Genomic DNA, 16,921 nt, shown 5'->3' on the forward strand with positions numbered 1-16,921 from the left:
ATATTCTGTGTTCATAATTCTCTACCATTCCATATTTGGGTAGGTGCGTTGCATATATTGCATATCTGAAAGTATATATCCCATATGCTCTGTATGTATTCCTTGCTTACCTCCCTTGTGCCAGTACTTACTTTCTGGAATGGGTAATGTAGCTTCTTCAAGCACGTCTCCTATCATTTTATAATAGGTCTCTTTAAGTGCTAAGGTATCTACTCCTACGCCTTGGGCTATCATAGCCTTATCTGCCTCTGTCTGGTGGAAAAGCTCATCTGTATACATCCACAATTCATTTACAGCTTCAAGCACACGAGAGTGACTCTCTTCTGTACCGTCACCTAGCCTGCGCACCCAGTCTGATGAGAAACGCCAGTGATAGCTTACTTCTTTTATGGATTTTTTTGCAATGGCCGCCAGCGTCTCATCTTTGCTAGTTTCTAACGCTTTAAGAAACAAGAGATGAAAGGCATCAAAATAAAACTGACGTACGATTGTGTATGCAAAATCTGTATTAGGTTGCTCTACGAGTAACACGTTTTTATACGCTCTCTCTATACGTAAAAACGCAAGGGTATCTTCTGTAGCATTCTCATCACCCGAGACTTGTGCCGCATATTGAAAATAACTGCGCACCTGGCCAAACAAATCTAAAGAGATGTTTGTACCAGCAATATCTGTCTCTAGGCTAGGGCCGTGACCACATAATTCTCCCAGACGCTGCCCAAGTATCAAGCTATTATCTGCAATACCTATAATGTAGTTATATAAATCTTTGTTCATAATAAACTTTTAAAAATAAAACTGAAATTGAAACTATAATCGACCATCTTAAGTAGATGTCTTCATTTTTTGGGTTTCAGTTTCGATTTCGATTTCACTATTACATATGTTTTACCTCATCTGGCAAATCGTAAAATGTAGGGTGGCGGTATACCTTATCTGCAGCTGGTTCAAATAGCTCTCCATTATTTTCTGGATTGCTTGCTGTGATATTATTGCTTTCTACTACCCATATGCTCACTCCCTCACTGCGACGTGTGTATACATCGCGCGCGTTCTCCATTGCCATTTCAGCATCTGCAGCGCGTAGACTTCCAAAGTGTCTATGCTCCAATCCGTTCTTGCTTCTTACGAAGACTTCCCAAAGGGGCCAATTTTTGCTCATACTAGACTGCTTTCTTAGTTTGATTTTTTCTTTCTTCTTTCTTTTTGGCGTGTGCCATTGCTGCATCACGTACCCACTCACCACGTTCCCAAGCGCCTACTCTATCTTTCATACGCTTTTTATTACTTGGCCCGTGACCTTTTACTACTTGCCAAAACTCATCCCAGTCTATTTCTCCAAAATCGTAGTGTCCTGTCTCTTCATTCCATTTTAAATCTGGATCAGGTATGGTAAGTCCAAGCAACTCTGCTTGTGGTACAGTTTGATCTATAAATTGCTGGCGTAGCTCGTCATTAGTCTTACGCTTTAATTTCCATTTCATAGACTGTGCTGTGTGCACAGACTCTGCATCTGTAGGACCTAGCATCATAAGTGACGGCCACCACCATCTATTAAGTGCATCTTGCGCCATATCTTTTTGCTCCTGCGACCCGTTTGAGAGTTTAAGCATAATCTCAAACCCTTGACGCTGGTGAAAACTCTCTTCTTTACACACTCTAATCATCGCTCGTGCATAAGGACCATAAGAAGTACTACAAAGCGGTACTTGATTTATAATGGCCGCACCATCTACTAGCCAGCCTATCGCTCCCATATCTGCCCAAGTAACCGTAGGGTAATTAAATATAGAAGAGTACTTTGCCTTACCAGAGTGTAGTTGCTCATATAACTCCTCACGCGATACACCTAGAGTCTCACAAGCCGAGTATAAGTATAAACCGTGACCTGCCTCATCTTGCACCTTTGCAAGTAACGCCACTTTACGACGTAACGATGGGGCACGTGAGATCCAGTTGCCCTCTGGCAGCATCCCTACAATTTCAGAATGTGCGTGCTGGCTTATCTGGCGTATGTGAGTTTTACGATACTTCTCAGGCATCCAGTCTTTTGGCTCTATCTTTTCGTCACGCGCAATGCGGGCATCAAAAAGATCTTCTAGGTTTTTTACTTCTTTATCACTCATAGCAATTTGTATTAGATTTCCGCTTTCGCGAAAGCTTAAACATCAAAATTTACTTTTACACGCTCTGTTGTAGGTACTGCCTGGCAACTTAATACTAGGTTTTGTGCTACCTCATCTTCTTCTAGCGCATAATTTATTTTCATCTCTACATTTCCTCCTTCTACCTTACACTTGCAGGTAGAACACACTCCTCCTTTACAAGCAAATGGAAGATCTGCCCCAGCACCTAGTGCTGCGTCAAGTATATTATCATATTCATCTGTCATTGTGAAGTGAAATTCTTTACCACCATCAATAATGGTAACTTCTACTCCCTCTACCTTTTGCTCTGCCAGTCGTGCAGCACGTTTTTTATCTTCTTCTGAGAGTCCAGTAACAAAAAGCTCATAGTGTACTTTTTCTTTTTCTAAACCTGCCGCCACTAGCTCATCACGTATTAAGAAAATCATCTCCTCTGGACCACAAATAAAAACCTCATCTGTAGTGCTTACATCGATAAGCGTTTTAGTAAGCGTCTGTAATTTTTCTGAATTAAATCTACCGTTAAAAAGCTCGATATCTCGTTGCTCTTTTGTGAGAAAATAAAATATCTCAAACCTTCCAAAATATTGATTACGTAGCTGTTCTACCTCTTCTTTAAAGATAATAGATTTAACCGTGCGGTTCAAATAAAACAGCTTGAAGGTCGCGTCTGGCTCTGCTGCAAGATGTGTCTTTATGATAGACAGCATAGGTGTTATACCACTTCCTGCTGCAAAGGCTACATAGTTTTTTTTCTTTTGTGTATCTACGGGCACTCCAAATTTTCCACTAGGCGCCATTACCTCAAGTGTGTCTCCAGCTTGCAACTCTTCATTTACATAGGTAGAAAAGAGTCCTCCAGGTATTTGCTTTACAGCTACCTTCCACTGCTGCTCTAGCGGACTAGAACAGAGGCTATATGAACGTCTTACATCTTCTCCATTTATAATGGCTTTAAGAGTTAAATGCTGCCCAGCATTAAAACTAAAATCCTGATAGAGATCTACAGGTACATCAAAGGTTACAACAGAACAGTCTGTGGTTTCTTTATAAATATCTTTTACTCTTAGAGAATGAAAAAGTGCCATAGTATAGTTTAGAACTATGTAAAACTAACGATTGTTAGTTAATATTACAACTATTTAACATAAACCACAGAAGCACAACAAGTTACCCCTTATAAATAGTGGTTTATGAAATGTATCTCAATAAAAGTAAAAAGTAAGTTATGCAGTTTTAACCCCTTTAAGTAGGGTCTCACAGAGAGAATCTATGAGCTTTGATCGTTGTAAATCTGCCTTTTTAGGAATCCACAGGTAGAGATTTCTTAGAGTTCCTAAGGTTGAAAAGAGAATCACTTCCTCATCTATATCCTTAAGTACATTTTGTGCTTTACCCTCTTTTATAATTTCTCTAAAGTGCTGCTCATAGCTACTACGTAAGGCAAGATATTTTTCTTTGCCCTCTCCTAGGTGCATCCAGTCATTATTGAGCGATGCCATTCCATAAGGATTATCTGCCGTGAGATGCACGTGCTGGGCTATAACGGCTTCAAGTTTTTCTGCCACTTTTGTATCTGCAAGGCGTATGTCTTGTATGCCTTCGGTAAAGCTTTCGGCTATGTTTACAATCACCTCGTTAAGTATTTCTTCTTTTGAGGCAATGTGGTTGTATAAACTTGCCGCTTTTACACCTACCTCTGCAGCGAGATCACGCATTGTTACAGCGCTATACCCTTTCTGTTTGAAAAGTCTAGCGGCTGTGATACAGATTTCTTGTTTTCGCGTAAGCGTAGTAGATTTCATTATGTGCAAGATAATGCACAACGACTTACTGTAAAAACATCTTAACTATTACAGCCAGATTATTGCCCACTCAACATAAAAAAAGCCACCCTTAACGGGTGGCTTTACAATTATATCAAATTAATACTATTGGTTTGTTTTACCATCACGTATCTTCTTGAGCTCCTTAGTCTCCTCTTTATATTCTTCTTGACCATCTTTACTATTCATCATTTTAGAACGGTCTTTTTCGATTTCTTCTTTATACTCCTCATTCCCATCCATCACGGTCTTACGGTAGTCAATAAAAGTTTCCATCGCCTCTTCTCTTAAATCTTCATACTGCTCTGAAATTTCCTCTAGATTTTCTCTGAACTCATCATTACCTACATTCATCTCTGTAGTGAGTTCCATATACTCTTTCTTAAAATCTGCTACGTCTTCATTAATTTCTTCTGTGTTCATCCACATAGGCTTTGTAGCTTCTAGTGACATCACTGTAGGCTCCATAGCGCGTATCATTTTAATGGTATTAAAGTAGTTTGCTCCTTTAAGTTTATACATCTGTGAGCTCAACTCATTAAAACTTGTCCAGCCGCTTATCCCTACCACGCCTGTCTCATTTATATCATCTTGGGTACCATTCATTTCAACTGGCGTATTATTTACTGCCATTGTTTCGGTTTGTGCTTGTATTCCTGTTGCTATTGCTATTGCAAATAACGATGTGATTATTGTCTTCTTCATAGTCTTATATTTTTTGTTTGATACAAATGTATAAGGACATCGAGGCTACATAAAATATATAGTTATAAGCCTTTGCTAAAGTCTGGAGACATCCTTAACATAACCCTACCATCTCTTAACAAACGCTGGGGCATTAGTATAATTTTTCCAAATATTAACGAGTACTTATGATACTCCTTATTCTAAAAAAGGGGCTAATGGGCTTTATAACGCTTTCGCGAAAGCGAACTTATGAGACTCACTACCTAATGGAGAGCAAAGCGATAAAGCGCAACAACACTCCCCACAATTATCAAACAAATCTTGAAATTATATGAGGACAACCACGACTTATGAATTAATTTTACGCTATGCATACAAACGTTGAGAGTAATCCTCTATTAGACAGGCTTCCGCCGCACTTAAAACAATATATCAAAGCACAAGATTATGAGCAGTATACGCCCATAAATCAAGCCGTATGGCGATATGTGATGCGCAAAAACGTAGACTACCTAAGTAAAGTAGCCCACGAGAGCTATGTAATGGGGTTAGAAAAAACCGGTATCTCTATAGATAACATCCCTTCTATGTACGGGATGAACCGTATTCTTAAAGAAATAGGATGGGCAGCCGTAGCGGTAGATGGTTTTATACCACCTAATGCTTTTATGGAGTTTCAAGCTTACAAAGTGCTTGTCATTGCAAGTGATATACGCCAGCTAGAAAACATAGAGTACACCCCTGCGCCAGATATTATACACGAGGGAGCCGGGCACGCGCCTATTATCGCAAGTCCAGACTATGCAGAGTACTTAAGAAGATTTGGAGAGATAGGTGCAAAAGCCATCTCTAGTGCCCACGATATGGAAATGTATGAAGCTGTACGTACATTATCTATTCTTAAAGAGGCAGATGGCATCACACAAGAGGCCATAGACGCCGCCGAAAGAAGTGTAGAACAATTACAAAACAAAGAGGTACAGCCTTCTGAAATTGCACTTATACGCAACCTGCACTGGTGGACGGTAGAGTATGGAATGGTAGGTGCTGTAGAAAACCCAAAAATATACGGAGCAGGATTACTCTCTTCTATAGGAGAGAGCACCTGGTGTATGACAGACGAGGTAAAGAAAATACCTTACTCGATAGATGCTGCTTACCAAGAATTTGACATTACAAAACCGCAACCTCAACTCTTTGTCACACCAGACTTTGCATACCTAATGCAAGTCTTAGAAGAATTTGCAGGTACAATGGCAGTACGTAAAGGTGGCTGGCGCGGACTAAAAAAACTCATAGAATCAAAGCAAATAGGCACACTAGAACTCAACACAGGTTTACAAGTAAGTGGCATATTTACAGAGATGATTCAAAATGAAGATAATGAGGTGGTTTACTTTGCTACTCAAGGTGAAACAGCACTTTCTTATAGAGAGAAAGAACTTATAGGTCACGGAGTAAACCGTTACAAAAACGGTTTTAGCTCTCCTCTAGGTAAGCTTAAGGGCATAAATCTCTCTATAGAAAATATGGGGCCAAGAGACTTAAAAGCTTATGATTTTTACGATGGTAAGCCTATCTCTTTTGAATATGAAAGTGGCATCACCGTAAGCGGATTAAATGTTACCGGGATGCGTAACCTAGGTGGGCAGTTAATGCTTATACAGTTTACAGATTGTACGGTAACTTATGGTGACAAAATTTTACACGACCCATCTATGGGAGACTTCGACCTAGTGATAGGCTCACAAATTGTCTCTGCCTTTGCCGGAGCGGCAGACTTCTTATCTTTTGATCTCATTACACACGTCGCAGAGACTAATACGGTAAAACCTACGCTCTCAGAAAAAGAAGACACGCTTAACAGGCTCTACCAGCAAGTACGATTACAAAGAGAAAGCAATCAAATAGACAAAGAAGCACTTCTTGAGGTATTTACAAGCTTACAAAAAAACTACCCTCAAGACTGGTTATGTGCCTTAGAGATTTATGAACTCACAAAAGACAACGCCGTACTCACACATCTTAAAGAGGTGCAAAAACACAAAGAGAAGGTAGCACACCTCATCACAAATGGCCTAGAATTAATACAGTAAACTATGGGATTTTTAAGTAAGCTCTTTGGTAATAAAAAGGATAAACTTAATGAGTACATCTCTCGTGGTGGTATCATTATAGACGTGCGCTCAAAAGCCGAGTATGATAGCGGCGCCATACCAGGCTCAAAGCACATACCTGTGCAAAACATAGCCGCCCAAGCCACAACGATTAAAAAATGGAACAAACCTGTAATATGCGTTTGTGCCAGCGGTGGCCGCAGTGCTACAGCCGCAGCGGTCCTTAGATCAAAAGGTGTTGAAGCTATGAATGGAGGTGCCTGGATGAGTGCTTATAAGAAAATGAATGGGTGATCCTTTTTTACTTTAATTATCTAGAAGTTCATAAAAGGATAGACTTCAGTTAGGGCTTGCTGTTTTTTTGTGAGATCAGTAATAAATTTTTGGTGCGCAGCGCTGTCTTCATTAAAAGGTCTGTGAGCTAACCCCTGTTGGATTTGAGCTACTTTTTTCATTGTTTGTTGCGCTTTCGCGAAAGCGTACACTTCTACAAAACGCTCCCATACATAGGTAACAGCTTGCTCAGATGGGTGTACCATATCACTTGCATAAAAGCGATAATCACGCAACTCATCCATCACAATCTCATAAGCCGGAAAATAACTCGCCTCACGACTATCTACAAGTTGATGAACTGCTGTAAGTAAATGTGACTTGCTACGGGTATTTTCTACTATACCATCTTTAATATGACGCACTGGCGACACCGTAAAGGCAATCTCAATTTGTGGGTTAAGTGTTTTTACCAGCTCACAAATACGAGACAGACTCTGTTGAATTTCGGTGACAGAAAGGAGTTTTTTAGTAAATGCCTGTTGAGGAACCTTGTGACAGTTGGCCACCACCTCATCACGTTCAAGATGTTTATAAACCCAAGCAGTACCTAATGTGACAAATAGATGAGAAGCCTCTATGAGCTGTTGCCTGAGCAATTGCTGCGCCTCTTGTAAGTGTATCACAGCTCCTAGTCTCGTAAGGGCATTTTTGTCACTGTGTGCATAAAAAGATTTCCAGACGCCGTCTAGTTCAAAGACATCTGCTTCTGTATAGGTTTTATTTGCAACAGCATCTGCTACTAACCGTTCTAGTGCGACGGGATTAAAAATAATTCCAAACGGATTTGTAACCGCTTGGAATTTATAATATGCTAGCTTGTCACCTATGTTCTGCGCAAAGCAAGAACCTAACAACAATAATTTATGATCATACCCAAATTGACGAGCAGCAGGCTCTAGCGGTATTTGGGTCTGTAGTTTCATTATACAAGATAGTTCTTAACCTCTGCAATTGCTGCGTCTATACCTGCTGGATTTTTACCTCCTGCAGTTGCAAAGAAAGGTTGTCCTCCACCTCCACCTTGGATGTGCTTTCCTAACTCACGCACGACAGTACCTGCGTTCAGATTTTTTGAAGCGACAAGCTCTTTTGAGATGTAGCAACTTAGTAATGCTTTACCGTTTTGCTCTGTTCCAAATAGCAAGAATACGTTGTCTTTATTCTCTCCTAATTTAAAAGCAAGATCCTTAATAGCTCCCGCATCTAGGTCTACCTTTTTTGCTAAGAAATCTACACCATCTATGTCTACAAATTCTTTTGCAAGATCACCACTTAGGTTTTGAGCTTTCTCTTTTATAAGTGCTTCTACTTGCTTTTTTAAAGCAGCATTCTCATCCAGTAGGCTAGTAATTGCTTTTACTGGATCTTGATTCCCTTTAAGGGTTGCTTTTACTTGATTATAGGCTTCGGTTTCTGATGTAAAGTAATCTTTGGCAGCATCACTAGTAATTGCTTCTATACGGCGTATACCAGATGCCACAGCCCCTTCTGAAGTGATTTTAAAATGCCAGATGTCTCCTGTATTTTTTACGTGTGTACCACCACAAAGCTCCATAGACTTCCCGAAGCGTATGGTCCTTACAGCATCACCATACTTCTCTCCAAATAATGCTATCGCTCCTTCTTGAATAGCTTGATCATAAGGAATACCACGTTGCTCTTCTAGAGATAAGTTTTCGCGTATGCGTGCATTTACAAAATCTTCTACCTCTTTTAACTCCTCGCTTGTCACTTTAGAAAAGTGAGAGAAGTCAAAACGTAGGTTTCTGCTATGTACCATACTTCCCTTTTGCTCCACGTGTGTTCCTAATATCTTACGAAGCCCTTGGTGCAATAAGTGTGTTGCAGTATGGTTTGCAGCCGTGCGGCTACGTTGCTTCACATCTACCACTGCCTTAAACGTTCCCTCAGTAGATCTTGGGAGGTTTTTGGCAAGATGTATAATAAGGTTGTTTTCTTTCTTTGTATCTATGATATAAACCACCTCTCCGCTTGGAGTTTCTAGGTATCCTTTATCACCTACTTGCCCTCCTCCTTCTGGATAGAATGGCGTAAGATTAAATACTAGTTGATATAACTCCCCGTCTTTTTTACTCTCTGTCTTACGGTAGCGAGTGATTTTTACAGAGGCTTCTAGAGTATCGTAGCCTATGAATTCCTCTTCGCTATCTTCTTGTAAGATATTCCAGTCGTCTGTCTCAACTTTGGTTGCTGCACGAGAACGGTCTTTTTGCTCTTTAAGCGCAGCTTCAAAGCCAGCTTCGTCTAGTTTTAGATTTTTCTCACTAAGTATAAGTGCTGTAAGATCTATTGGGAAGCCATAGGTGTCATAAAGCTCAAAAGCTTTATCACCAGAAACAGTATCTCCAGAGGTATTTGCAATTACATTATCTAATAAGATGAGTCCTTTATCAAGTGTGCGCAAGAACGAAGCCTCTTCTTCTCGTATCACATTTGTAATAAGATTTTTTTGTGCTTCCAGCTCTGGAAAGGCATCTCCCATCTGGTTTACAAGTGTAGAAACCAGTTTATATATAAATGGTTCTTTTGTGTCTAAAAATGTAAATCCGTAACGAATGGCACGTCGCAGTATACGTCTTATCACATACCCAGCACCTGTGTTAGACGGTAACTGTCCATCTGCTATAGAAAATGAGACAGCTCTCACGTGATCTGCAATCACACGTACAGCAATATCTGTTTCTTCTGTCTCGCCACATTTTGATGAAGTAATGGTTTCTACCTCACGCATAAGCGGTGTAAACACATCTGTATCATAGTTAGATTGTACCCCTTGCAGGACCATACACAATCTCTCAAAGCCCATTCCCGTATCTACGTGCTGGTTAGGAAGCTTTGTGAGCGACCCATTTGCCAGACGGTTGTATTGCATAAATACAAGATTCCAGATCTCGATTACGAGCGGGTGATCCATATTTACAAGTGACTTACCGTCTACGGCTGCTTTTTCTTCGGCAGAGCGTATATCTACGTGTATCTCAGAGCAAGGTCCACAAGGGCCTTGAGCACCCATCTCCCAGAAATTATCTTTCTTGTTTCCGTTTATAATGCGGCTCTCGTCTATATGTTTTGTCCATATATCATATGCCTCTTGATCGCGCTCAAGCCCTTCAGACTCGTCACCTTCAAAAATCGAAACATATATACTGTCCTTATCTACCTTTACTACCTCTGTAAGAAACTCCCAAGCCCAAGCAATCGCTTCTTCCTTAAAGTAATCTCCAAAAGACCAGTTACCCAGCATCTCAAACATCGTGTGGTGATACGTATCTTTTCCTACCTCCTCAAGATCATTATGCTTACCAGATACACGTAAACACTTTTGGGTGTCAGTAAGTCGTGAATTTTTTGGCGTAGCGTTCCCTAAAAAGTATTCTTTAAACGGAACCATTCCAGCGTTTGTAAACATCAGGGTCGGGTCATCCTTCAAAACCATTGGCGCAGAGGCGACTATGGAATGATTTTTGGACTTGAAAAATTCTAAAAACTGTTTACGTACCTCTTGAGATTTCATACGATAGAAGGTGTGGATAATTTATTTTATATTTGACTGTTATGAAGTTGAGAAATCACGCTTTCGCGAAAGCGCACAGCTCCATAAATAAACCTCAAAAATAAGCATTTTAACTTATGTCTAAGGTAAAATATTACTATGATAGTGAGACACTATCTTACCGAAAAGTAGAGCGAAAAAAGGGACGCACCTTTGGAGCCGCACTTATATTTATTGCTTCTTCTGCTCTTATGGGGCTTCTTATAACAATTGCTGTATTTAACTCTGGTGTAGATACACCTAAAGAACGTAAGCTAGAACGGGAACTTTCTAATATGTCTCTGCAGTTTGAGATGCAAGAAAAGAAACTCGACCAGATAGAACGTGTACTTGCAAATGTAGAGGAGCGTGATAATAATGTATATCGTGTACTCTTTGAAGCGAGCCCTATACCTAATGATGTACGTCTAGCGGGTTTTGGTGGGGTTAACCGTTACAAAAACCTTGAGGGTTATGATAACTCTGCAATGATTACAAACAGTGCAAAACGTATAGACCAGATCACAAAAAGACTTGTTATACAATCTAAATCACTAGACGAGATTGCAAAGCTCGCCGAAGAAAAAGAAGCACTTCTCAAAACTATACCAGCCATACAACCGGTACAAAACAAAGACCTCTCTAGAGTTGCCTCTGGTTATGGTATGCGCGTACACCCTATTTTAAAGTATAGAAAAATGCACAATGGGATGGATTTTACAGCCCCTCCAGGCACACCTATTTATGCAACTGGTGACGGTACTGTAAAAAAAGTAGGTTTAGGTAGCGGTTATGGTAAGATGGTGATTATAGAACACGGTTTTGGCTACAAAACTTACTATGCCCATATGAGCAAGTACAACACAAAAGTAGGACGCAAGGTAAAACGTGGAGAGATTATAGGATATGTAGGTAACACAGGACTTTCATCTGGACCACACCTGCATTATGAAGTTTGGAAAAACGGTAAAGTGGTAAATCCAGTAAATTTTTATCATAATGACCTTACTCCTGAGGAGTATGATATTATGCTAGCTGCTGCTGCACTAGAAAATCAATCACTTGACTAATGCACATAGATCTTCCAGAAAAGCGATATTATAGTATAGGTGAGGTTGCAAAGGCCTTTGATGTAAACGCATCGCTCCTACGCTTCTGGGAGAAAGAGTTTGACGTGCTTCAGCCTAAAAAGAATGCGCGTGGCACTCGTAAGTTTACTCCAAGTGACATTAAGAATTTAGAGCTTATATATCACCTAGTAAAAGAGCGCGGCTTTACACTAGAAGGCGCAAAAATCCATCTTAAGGAAGGAAAAAAGGAGATCTTGAGCAACTTTGACATTATACGCAAGCTAGAAGGCGTAAAGGCGCAGTTACTAGAGATTAAAGGTGACCTCTAGACTGCCTTGCTATATCTATTATAGCGAGTATGATAAATAGTGTACTTACTAACACAGCGCAAAAACTCATCACAGCATAATCTCCATAAACGAGATGGTATAGTCCGGTAAAAACACCGAGCAATCCCATAGAGCCAAGTATGTGTATTAGTTTTAAGGTCATAAACAATTTATTCATTAAGTCGATAAGAGTGCAAAAATCATACATAAAATGTTATGACTAGGCCCTCTTAACAAAACCTTATCCTTAATAGTTACATAAATTAGTACCTTGCTACTAGAATGGTAGTGTGTAACAAATACTACTATAAGACAACTAACAATCAAAACCAGTATTATATTATGAAAAAAGGACTTATTGCTGTCATTGCCATTATCGCTCTTATAGCCATCGTAGGATTTATGGTAGGGCCTAAATTTTACAACACCGCAATTGATTTACAAGAAAATGCAACTTCACAGTGGGCAAATGTTGAAAGCTCATACCAGCGTAGAGCAGACCTGATACCGAACATTGTAAACACCGCAAAGGGTTATGCAGAGTTTGAGCAGTCTACACTTATAAAAGTAACAGAAGCACGATCTAAAGCTACCTCTATTCAAATAGATCCTTCTAACATTACACCAGCACAACTCAAGCAGTTTCAACAAGCGCAGCAAGGACTTACCTCTGCCCTGTCTAGATTACTTGCCGTTTTTGAGCGTTACCCAGACCTCAAGGCAAATGAAAACTTTAAAGAACTCATAAACGAACTTGAGCGCACAGAAAACCGCATAAACGTGGAACGTAACAGATTTAACGAGACGGTAAAACCATATAACAAACACCTTAAAACGTTTCCTAATAACGTGATAAACTCATTTATAGGGAACTTTGCAGAGATGGATTACTTTGAGGCAGACGCTGGATCTGAAGATGCTCCAAATGTAGAATTTGATTTTGGAAGCTAGATGGCATCTACGGTAGAAGACTTTTTAAGCAAAGAAGATGAGCAGGCTATCATTAAAGCCATACGCGAGTCTGAGCAACAGACCTCTGGAGAAATAAGAGTGCACCTAGAGCATCATTCTAAAAAGGATGCTCTAGTGCGTGCTCAAGAGTTATTTCACCTACTTAAAATGGACAATACTAAAGATGAAAACGGCGTGCTCATTTATGTAGCTGTAGATGATCATAAACTTGCCATTTGTGGCGACAGGGGGATTAACAACAAGGTCCCTGCAGACTTCTGGGAGTCTACAAAAGACAAAATAATTACCCAGTTTAAGCAAGACAACTTCCGTGATGGACTTATAGATGGGGTGCGCTGTGCTGGTGAAAAGCTTGCACAATACTTTCCGTGGGAGCACGGAGATGTAAATGAACTTCCAGACGAAATAACGACTTCTTAATGCTAGAAAAAGATTTTTTTATGGGATTCCGCTTTCGCGAAAGCGTACTCACACTTCTTCTCTGTATTGTGAGTATGACGGCAGTTGCACAATACACAATACCAGATAAACCCACCAAGGCAAATCCAGATGCTGTTTATGACTACATAGGTTTACTCTCTGAAGGTCAAAAAAATGCTTTAGAACGTAAACTTATTAAGTATAGTGATACAACCTCAACACAAATTGTAGTTGCTGTAATCTCATCATCAAACGGTGAAGGTCTCGATATGCTAGGTGCAAAATGGGGGCAAAAATGGGGAATAGGCCAGGCAGATGAAGACAATGGGATTCTTATACTCCTAGCAAAAGACGACCGAAAGATTGATATCAATACTGGCTATGGTATTGAGGGTATTATCTCAGATCGTGACGCAGAGCAAATCATAAATCGCATAATGATTCCGCAATTTAAACAGGGTAATTTTTATGCTGGTCTAGACCAAGGTACAGATGCTATCTTTCAAGGGTTGCAGGGTAATTTTACAGGCTCTCGACCAGATGATAGTGGTTTCCCCATACAACCTATCTTAATGTTTATCTTCTTTGTCATCATATTGATTATCATAAGTCGTAACAATCACCGCGGTGGTGGTCGTGACGGTGGTAATGGTACTAGAAGAACTGGCTCACTACTAGACGTTATTATACTCAGTAATATGGGGCGCGGCGGTTTTGGCGGCGGTGGCGGTTCCTTTGGAGGTGGCGGCAGCTTTGGAGGCGGCGGTGGCTTCGGGGGAGGTTTTGGCGGTGGCGGCTTTGGCGGCGGTGGCGCTTCTGGAGGTTGGTAAATGCTTATTTTATCTACTCAGGCCTATTGCATTTTTTATTGATAAAATTAAAAAAATGACGGCAATCTGCACAAACTCACGTTGTAACTCACAATTAGACTAATCTTCATATTCCAAACACCTCGCACTCTTATTACTAACATATTGCTTAACTTTAAGGAAAACAACAATTTATTAATTCTTAAAACCAATAAAATGGCAGTATTAAAAGTAATAGAAGTATTAGCAAGTTCAGAAAAAAGCTGGGAAAACGCAGCAGAAAACGCACTTAAGCACGCAAGCAAGTCTATAAAAAACATCCGCTCTTTATATGTAAATGAGCAAAACTGTGTAGTGGGCGACGACGGAAAAATAAGAGAATACCGTATGAACTGTAAGATTACTTTTGAAGTAAAATAATAAGAGGCTTTTTAAATAGCTATATAAGGTCCCGCTCTAAAGTGGGACTTTTTTTGTTTGTATTTTTACCTTATGAAATTACATATCCCTGTACTTGCCTTTATTACTGCGATTCTCATTACAAGCTGTGAGGGGAAAACCGACACCACTATGCAACACGATTATACAAACGACCTTATAAAAGAAACAAGTCCTTACCTTTTACAACACGCCCACAACCCTGTAGACTGGAAAGCCTGGAACAACGAAACGCTCGCTCAAGCAAAAAAAGAAAACAAGCTCATACTCGTAAGTATAGGGTACTCATCGTGTCACTGGTGTCACGTGATGGAGCACGAGAGCTTTGAAGATACTCTGGTCGCTCAATTTATGAATGAAAATTTTATAAACATAAAAGTAGACCGCGAGGAAAGACCAGATGTAGATAATGTATATATGAATGCTGTACAGCTTATGACAGGTCGCGGTGGCTGGCCTCTTAATGCTGTAGCATTGCCAGATGGAAGACCAGTATGGGGTGGCACTTATTTTTCAAAAGAAGACTGGCTCAACGCGCTAGGCCAAGTTGCAGACATCTACACATCAGACCCTAACAAGCTGGTGGAGTATGCAGATAAGCTAGGTACGGGTCTTGCACAAATGGACCTTGTAACACCTAACCCTAATAAACCTAGCTTTGTTATAGATACACTCCAAACATCTATTGAGAAGTGGTCACGACAATGGGACACACGTCAAGGTGGTCTCAACAGAGCGCCAAAGTTTATGATGCCTAATAATTATGAATTCTTACTGCGCTACGCACATCAAAATAATGATGACGAGATACTTGAGTATGTAAATACCACACTAGAGCAAATCGCCTTTGGCGGGGTAAATGATCAAGTAGGTGGTGGCTTTGCGAGGTATAGTGTTGACACAAAATGGCATATCCCCCACTTTGAAAAAATGCTATATGATAACGCTCAGCTCGTGAGCCTTTATTCAAACGCTTATTTAAAGACTAAAAATCCGCTTTATAAAGAAACCGTGTATGAGACACTCGAGTTTATAAAGCGAGAGATGACCACTGCTCAGGGAGGTTTTTACAGCGCGCTAGATGCAGACAGCCTTACCCCAGACGGTGAGCTAGAAGAAGGTGCTTATTATGTATGGACAGAAGAGGAGCTTAAGAACCTTGTAGGAGATGATTTTGAACTCTTTAGCGCTTATTACAACATCAATGATTACGGTAAGTGGGAGAATAACCACTATGTGCTTATAAGGCAAGATCTAGATACAGATTTTGTAAAGGAGCACCAGATTTCGCTAGAAGAACTTACTACTAGAAAGAGTAAGTGGCGTGAGGATTTATTACGCTTTCGCGAAAGCAAAAAAGAAAAACCGCGCCTAGATGACAAAATTCTCACCTCTTGGAATGGCTTAATGACCAAAGGTTATGTAGACGCCTACCGCGTGTTTGATGAAAAGGAATTTCTCGACGCAGCTCTTAAGAATGCAAATTTTGTGGTAGACAATCTGCTTCGTAAAGATGGGGGCCTTAATAGAACCTATAAAGATGGCAAGAGCACTATAAATGCATACCTTGAAGATTATGCTGCAACTATAGATGCTTTTATTGCCCTTTTTGAGGTCACTATGGATGAGCAATGGCTAGCGAAGGCAAAAAGTCTAACAGACTATACGTTTACTCACTTTCAAAACGCAGAAAATAAACTCTTCTTTTTCACCTCAAATGAAGACCCTACACTGTCTTCTAGAAATACTGAGTTTTATGATAATGTGATCCCGTCATCAAACTCGATAATGGCAAAAAACATTTTTACCCTATCACACTATTATCTAGATAAAACATATACAGATACCGCAGCTGCTATGCTCAATAATATGCAGCCTAACTTTACACAAAGCCCTACTAGTTTTTCTAACTGGATGGACCTTATGCTCAACTACACAAAGCCTTATTATGAGCTTGTAGTTGTAGGGCCAGATGCTCAAAACATTCTCGCAGAATTAGAGCAAGAATACTTACCAAATAAATTAATTGCTGCCACTACTACCGCTAGCAAACAAGAAATTTTTGAAGGCAGGTATCTAGAGGGTGAAACATTAATTTATGTCTGTGTTAACAATGCTTGTAAACTACCAGTAAAAACAGTTAAGGAAGCCTTAAAACTCATAGAACTTTAACAGAAGTTTATCCCCACATTTTATAGAACCTTAGGGCTTATCTTC

General features: G+C 40.0%; 18 protein-coding genes. 9 read left to right on the forward strand and 9 right to left on the reverse strand.

All coding sequences use genetic code 11. The features are described 5' to 3' along the window. Positions 1-21: 21 nt before the first annotated feature. From paaC to ACJJVM_RS05350, 6 genes are all read right to left on the reverse strand, one after another. Entirely contained in the window at positions 22-777 is a 756-nt protein-coding gene (gene paaC, locus ACJJVM_RS05325; protein WP_405211022.1) for a 1,2-phenylacetyl-CoA epoxidase subunit PaaC, read from the reverse strand. Between the two features lie 100 nt (positions 778-877). Continuing rightward, positions 878-1,162, reverse strand: coding sequence for a 1,2-phenylacetyl-CoA epoxidase subunit PaaB (paaB, locus tag ACJJVM_RS05330; RefSeq protein WP_035327289.1), 285 nt, complete (start codon positions 1,160-1,162; stop codon positions 878-880). 1 nt (position 1,163) lies between these two features. After that, positions 1,164-2,126: a 1,2-phenylacetyl-CoA epoxidase subunit PaaA gene (paaA, locus tag ACJJVM_RS05335; RefSeq protein WP_035327287.1), complete on the reverse strand. Its 963-nt coding sequence runs from the start codon at positions 2,124-2,126 to the stop codon at positions 1,164-1,166. Between the two features lie 35 nt (positions 2,127-2,161). After that, positions 2,162-3,235, reverse strand: coding sequence for a 1,2-phenylacetyl-CoA epoxidase subunit PaaE (paaE, locus tag ACJJVM_RS05340; RefSeq protein WP_405211023.1), 1,074 nt, complete (start codon positions 3,233-3,235; stop codon positions 2,162-2,164). A 138-nt stretch (positions 3,236-3,373) separates the two neighbouring features. After that, positions 3,374-3,952: a TetR/AcrR family transcriptional regulator gene (locus ACJJVM_RS05345; RefSeq protein WP_405202845.1), complete on the reverse strand. Its 579-nt coding sequence runs from the start codon at positions 3,950-3,952 to the stop codon at positions 3,374-3,376. A gap of 126 nt (positions 3,953-4,078) precedes the next feature. Next, on the reverse strand, positions 4,079-4,678 hold the full coding sequence (locus ACJJVM_RS05350) for a hypothetical protein (RefSeq protein ID WP_405211024.1): 600 nt from the start codon (positions 4,676-4,678) through the stop codon (positions 4,079-4,081). 350 nt (positions 4,679-5,028) lie between these two features. Here ACJJVM_RS05350 and ACJJVM_RS05355 point away from each other — a divergent pair, with 350 nt between their 5' ends. After that, the gene (locus tag ACJJVM_RS05355; RefSeq protein WP_298353250.1) at positions 5,029-6,756 is read left to right on the forward strand and encodes an aromatic amino acid hydroxylase; all 1,728 of its coding nucleotides are present in this window, start codon (positions 5,029-5,031) and stop codon (positions 6,754-6,756) included. A 3-nt stretch (positions 6,757-6,759) separates the two neighbouring features. Further along, a complete protein-coding gene (locus tag ACJJVM_RS05360; RefSeq protein WP_038599216.1) occupies positions 6,760-7,071 on the forward strand; it encodes a rhodanese-like domain-containing protein in 312 nt (103 codons plus the stop codon). A 20-nt stretch (positions 7,072-7,091) separates the two neighbouring features. On the opposite strand, the gene ACJJVM_RS05365 is transcribed toward ACJJVM_RS05360, so the two are convergent. After that, positions 7,092-8,036, reverse strand: coding sequence for a GSCFA domain-containing protein (locus ACJJVM_RS05365; RefSeq protein WP_405211025.1), 945 nt, complete (start codon positions 8,034-8,036; stop codon positions 7,092-7,094). Next, positions 8,036-10,648, reverse strand: coding sequence for an alanine--tRNA ligase (alaS, locus tag ACJJVM_RS05370; protein WP_405211026.1), 2,613 nt, complete (start codon positions 10,646-10,648; stop codon positions 8,036-8,038). The genes ACJJVM_RS05365 and alaS overlap by 1 nt, the downstream gene beginning before the upstream one ends. A 116-nt stretch (positions 10,649-10,764) precedes the next feature. Here alaS and ACJJVM_RS05375 point away from each other — a divergent pair, with 116 nt between their 5' ends. Together ACJJVM_RS05375 and ACJJVM_RS05380 are read left to right on the forward strand one after the other, a co-directional pair. Then, positions 10,765-11,736: a M23 family metallopeptidase gene (locus tag ACJJVM_RS05375; RefSeq protein WP_298353237.1), complete on the forward strand. Its 972-nt coding sequence runs from the start codon at positions 10,765-10,767 to the stop codon at positions 11,734-11,736. Continuing rightward, positions 11,736-12,065: a MerR family transcriptional regulator gene (locus ACJJVM_RS05380; protein WP_035327266.1), complete on the forward strand. Its 330-nt coding sequence runs from the start codon at positions 11,736-11,738 to the stop codon at positions 12,063-12,065. Before ACJJVM_RS05375 ends, ACJJVM_RS05380 begins: the two co-directional genes overlap by 1 nt. Here the strand turns inward: ACJJVM_RS05380 and ACJJVM_RS05385 are convergent. Then, positions 12,049-12,228 (reverse strand): hypothetical protein, encoded by a 180-nt coding sequence (locus tag ACJJVM_RS05385; RefSeq protein WP_148305664.1) that lies wholly within the window; start codon positions 12,226-12,228, stop codon positions 12,049-12,051. The genes ACJJVM_RS05380 and ACJJVM_RS05385 overlap by 17 nt on opposite strands. Positions 12,229-12,407: 179 nt before the next feature. Between ACJJVM_RS05385 and ACJJVM_RS05390 the strand changes: the two genes are divergently transcribed. The 5 genes from ACJJVM_RS05390 to ACJJVM_RS05410 all read left to right on the forward strand — a co-directional run bounded on the left by ACJJVM_RS05390 (position 12,408) and on the right by ACJJVM_RS05410 (position 16,876). Next, the gene (locus tag ACJJVM_RS05390; RefSeq protein ID WP_038599204.1) at positions 12,408-13,016 is read left to right on the forward strand and encodes a LemA family protein; all 609 of its coding nucleotides are present in this window, start codon (positions 12,408-12,410) and stop codon (positions 13,014-13,016) included. Next, on the forward strand, positions 13,017-13,457 hold the full coding sequence (locus tag ACJJVM_RS05395) for a TPM domain-containing protein (protein WP_299147567.1): 441 nt from the start codon (positions 13,017-13,019) through the stop codon (positions 13,455-13,457). Next, positions 13,457-14,287 carry a YgcG family protein gene (locus ACJJVM_RS05400; protein WP_299147569.1) on the forward strand — a complete coding sequence of 277 codons (831 nt, stop codon included), beginning with the start codon at positions 13,457-13,459 and terminating at the stop codon, positions 14,285-14,287. Before ACJJVM_RS05395 ends, ACJJVM_RS05400 begins: the two co-directional genes overlap by 1 nt. Positions 14,288-14,482: 195 nt before the next feature. Further along, positions 14,483-14,686 (forward strand): dodecin family protein, encoded by a 204-nt coding sequence (locus ACJJVM_RS05405; protein ID WP_298353223.1) that lies wholly within the window; start codon positions 14,483-14,485, stop codon positions 14,684-14,686. Between the two features lie 72 nt (positions 14,687-14,758). Next, positions 14,759-16,876, forward strand: a complete 2,118-nt coding sequence (locus ACJJVM_RS05410) for a thioredoxin domain-containing protein (RefSeq protein ID WP_405211027.1) — start codon at positions 14,759-14,761, stop codon at positions 16,874-16,876. The last annotated feature ends 45 nt before the right edge of the window (positions 16,877-16,921 follow it).

The organism is Dokdonia sp. Asnod2-E02, from assembly GCF_045063915.1.
Taxonomy (GTDB): Bacteria; Bacteroidota; Bacteroidia; order Flavobacteriales; family Flavobacteriaceae; genus Dokdonia.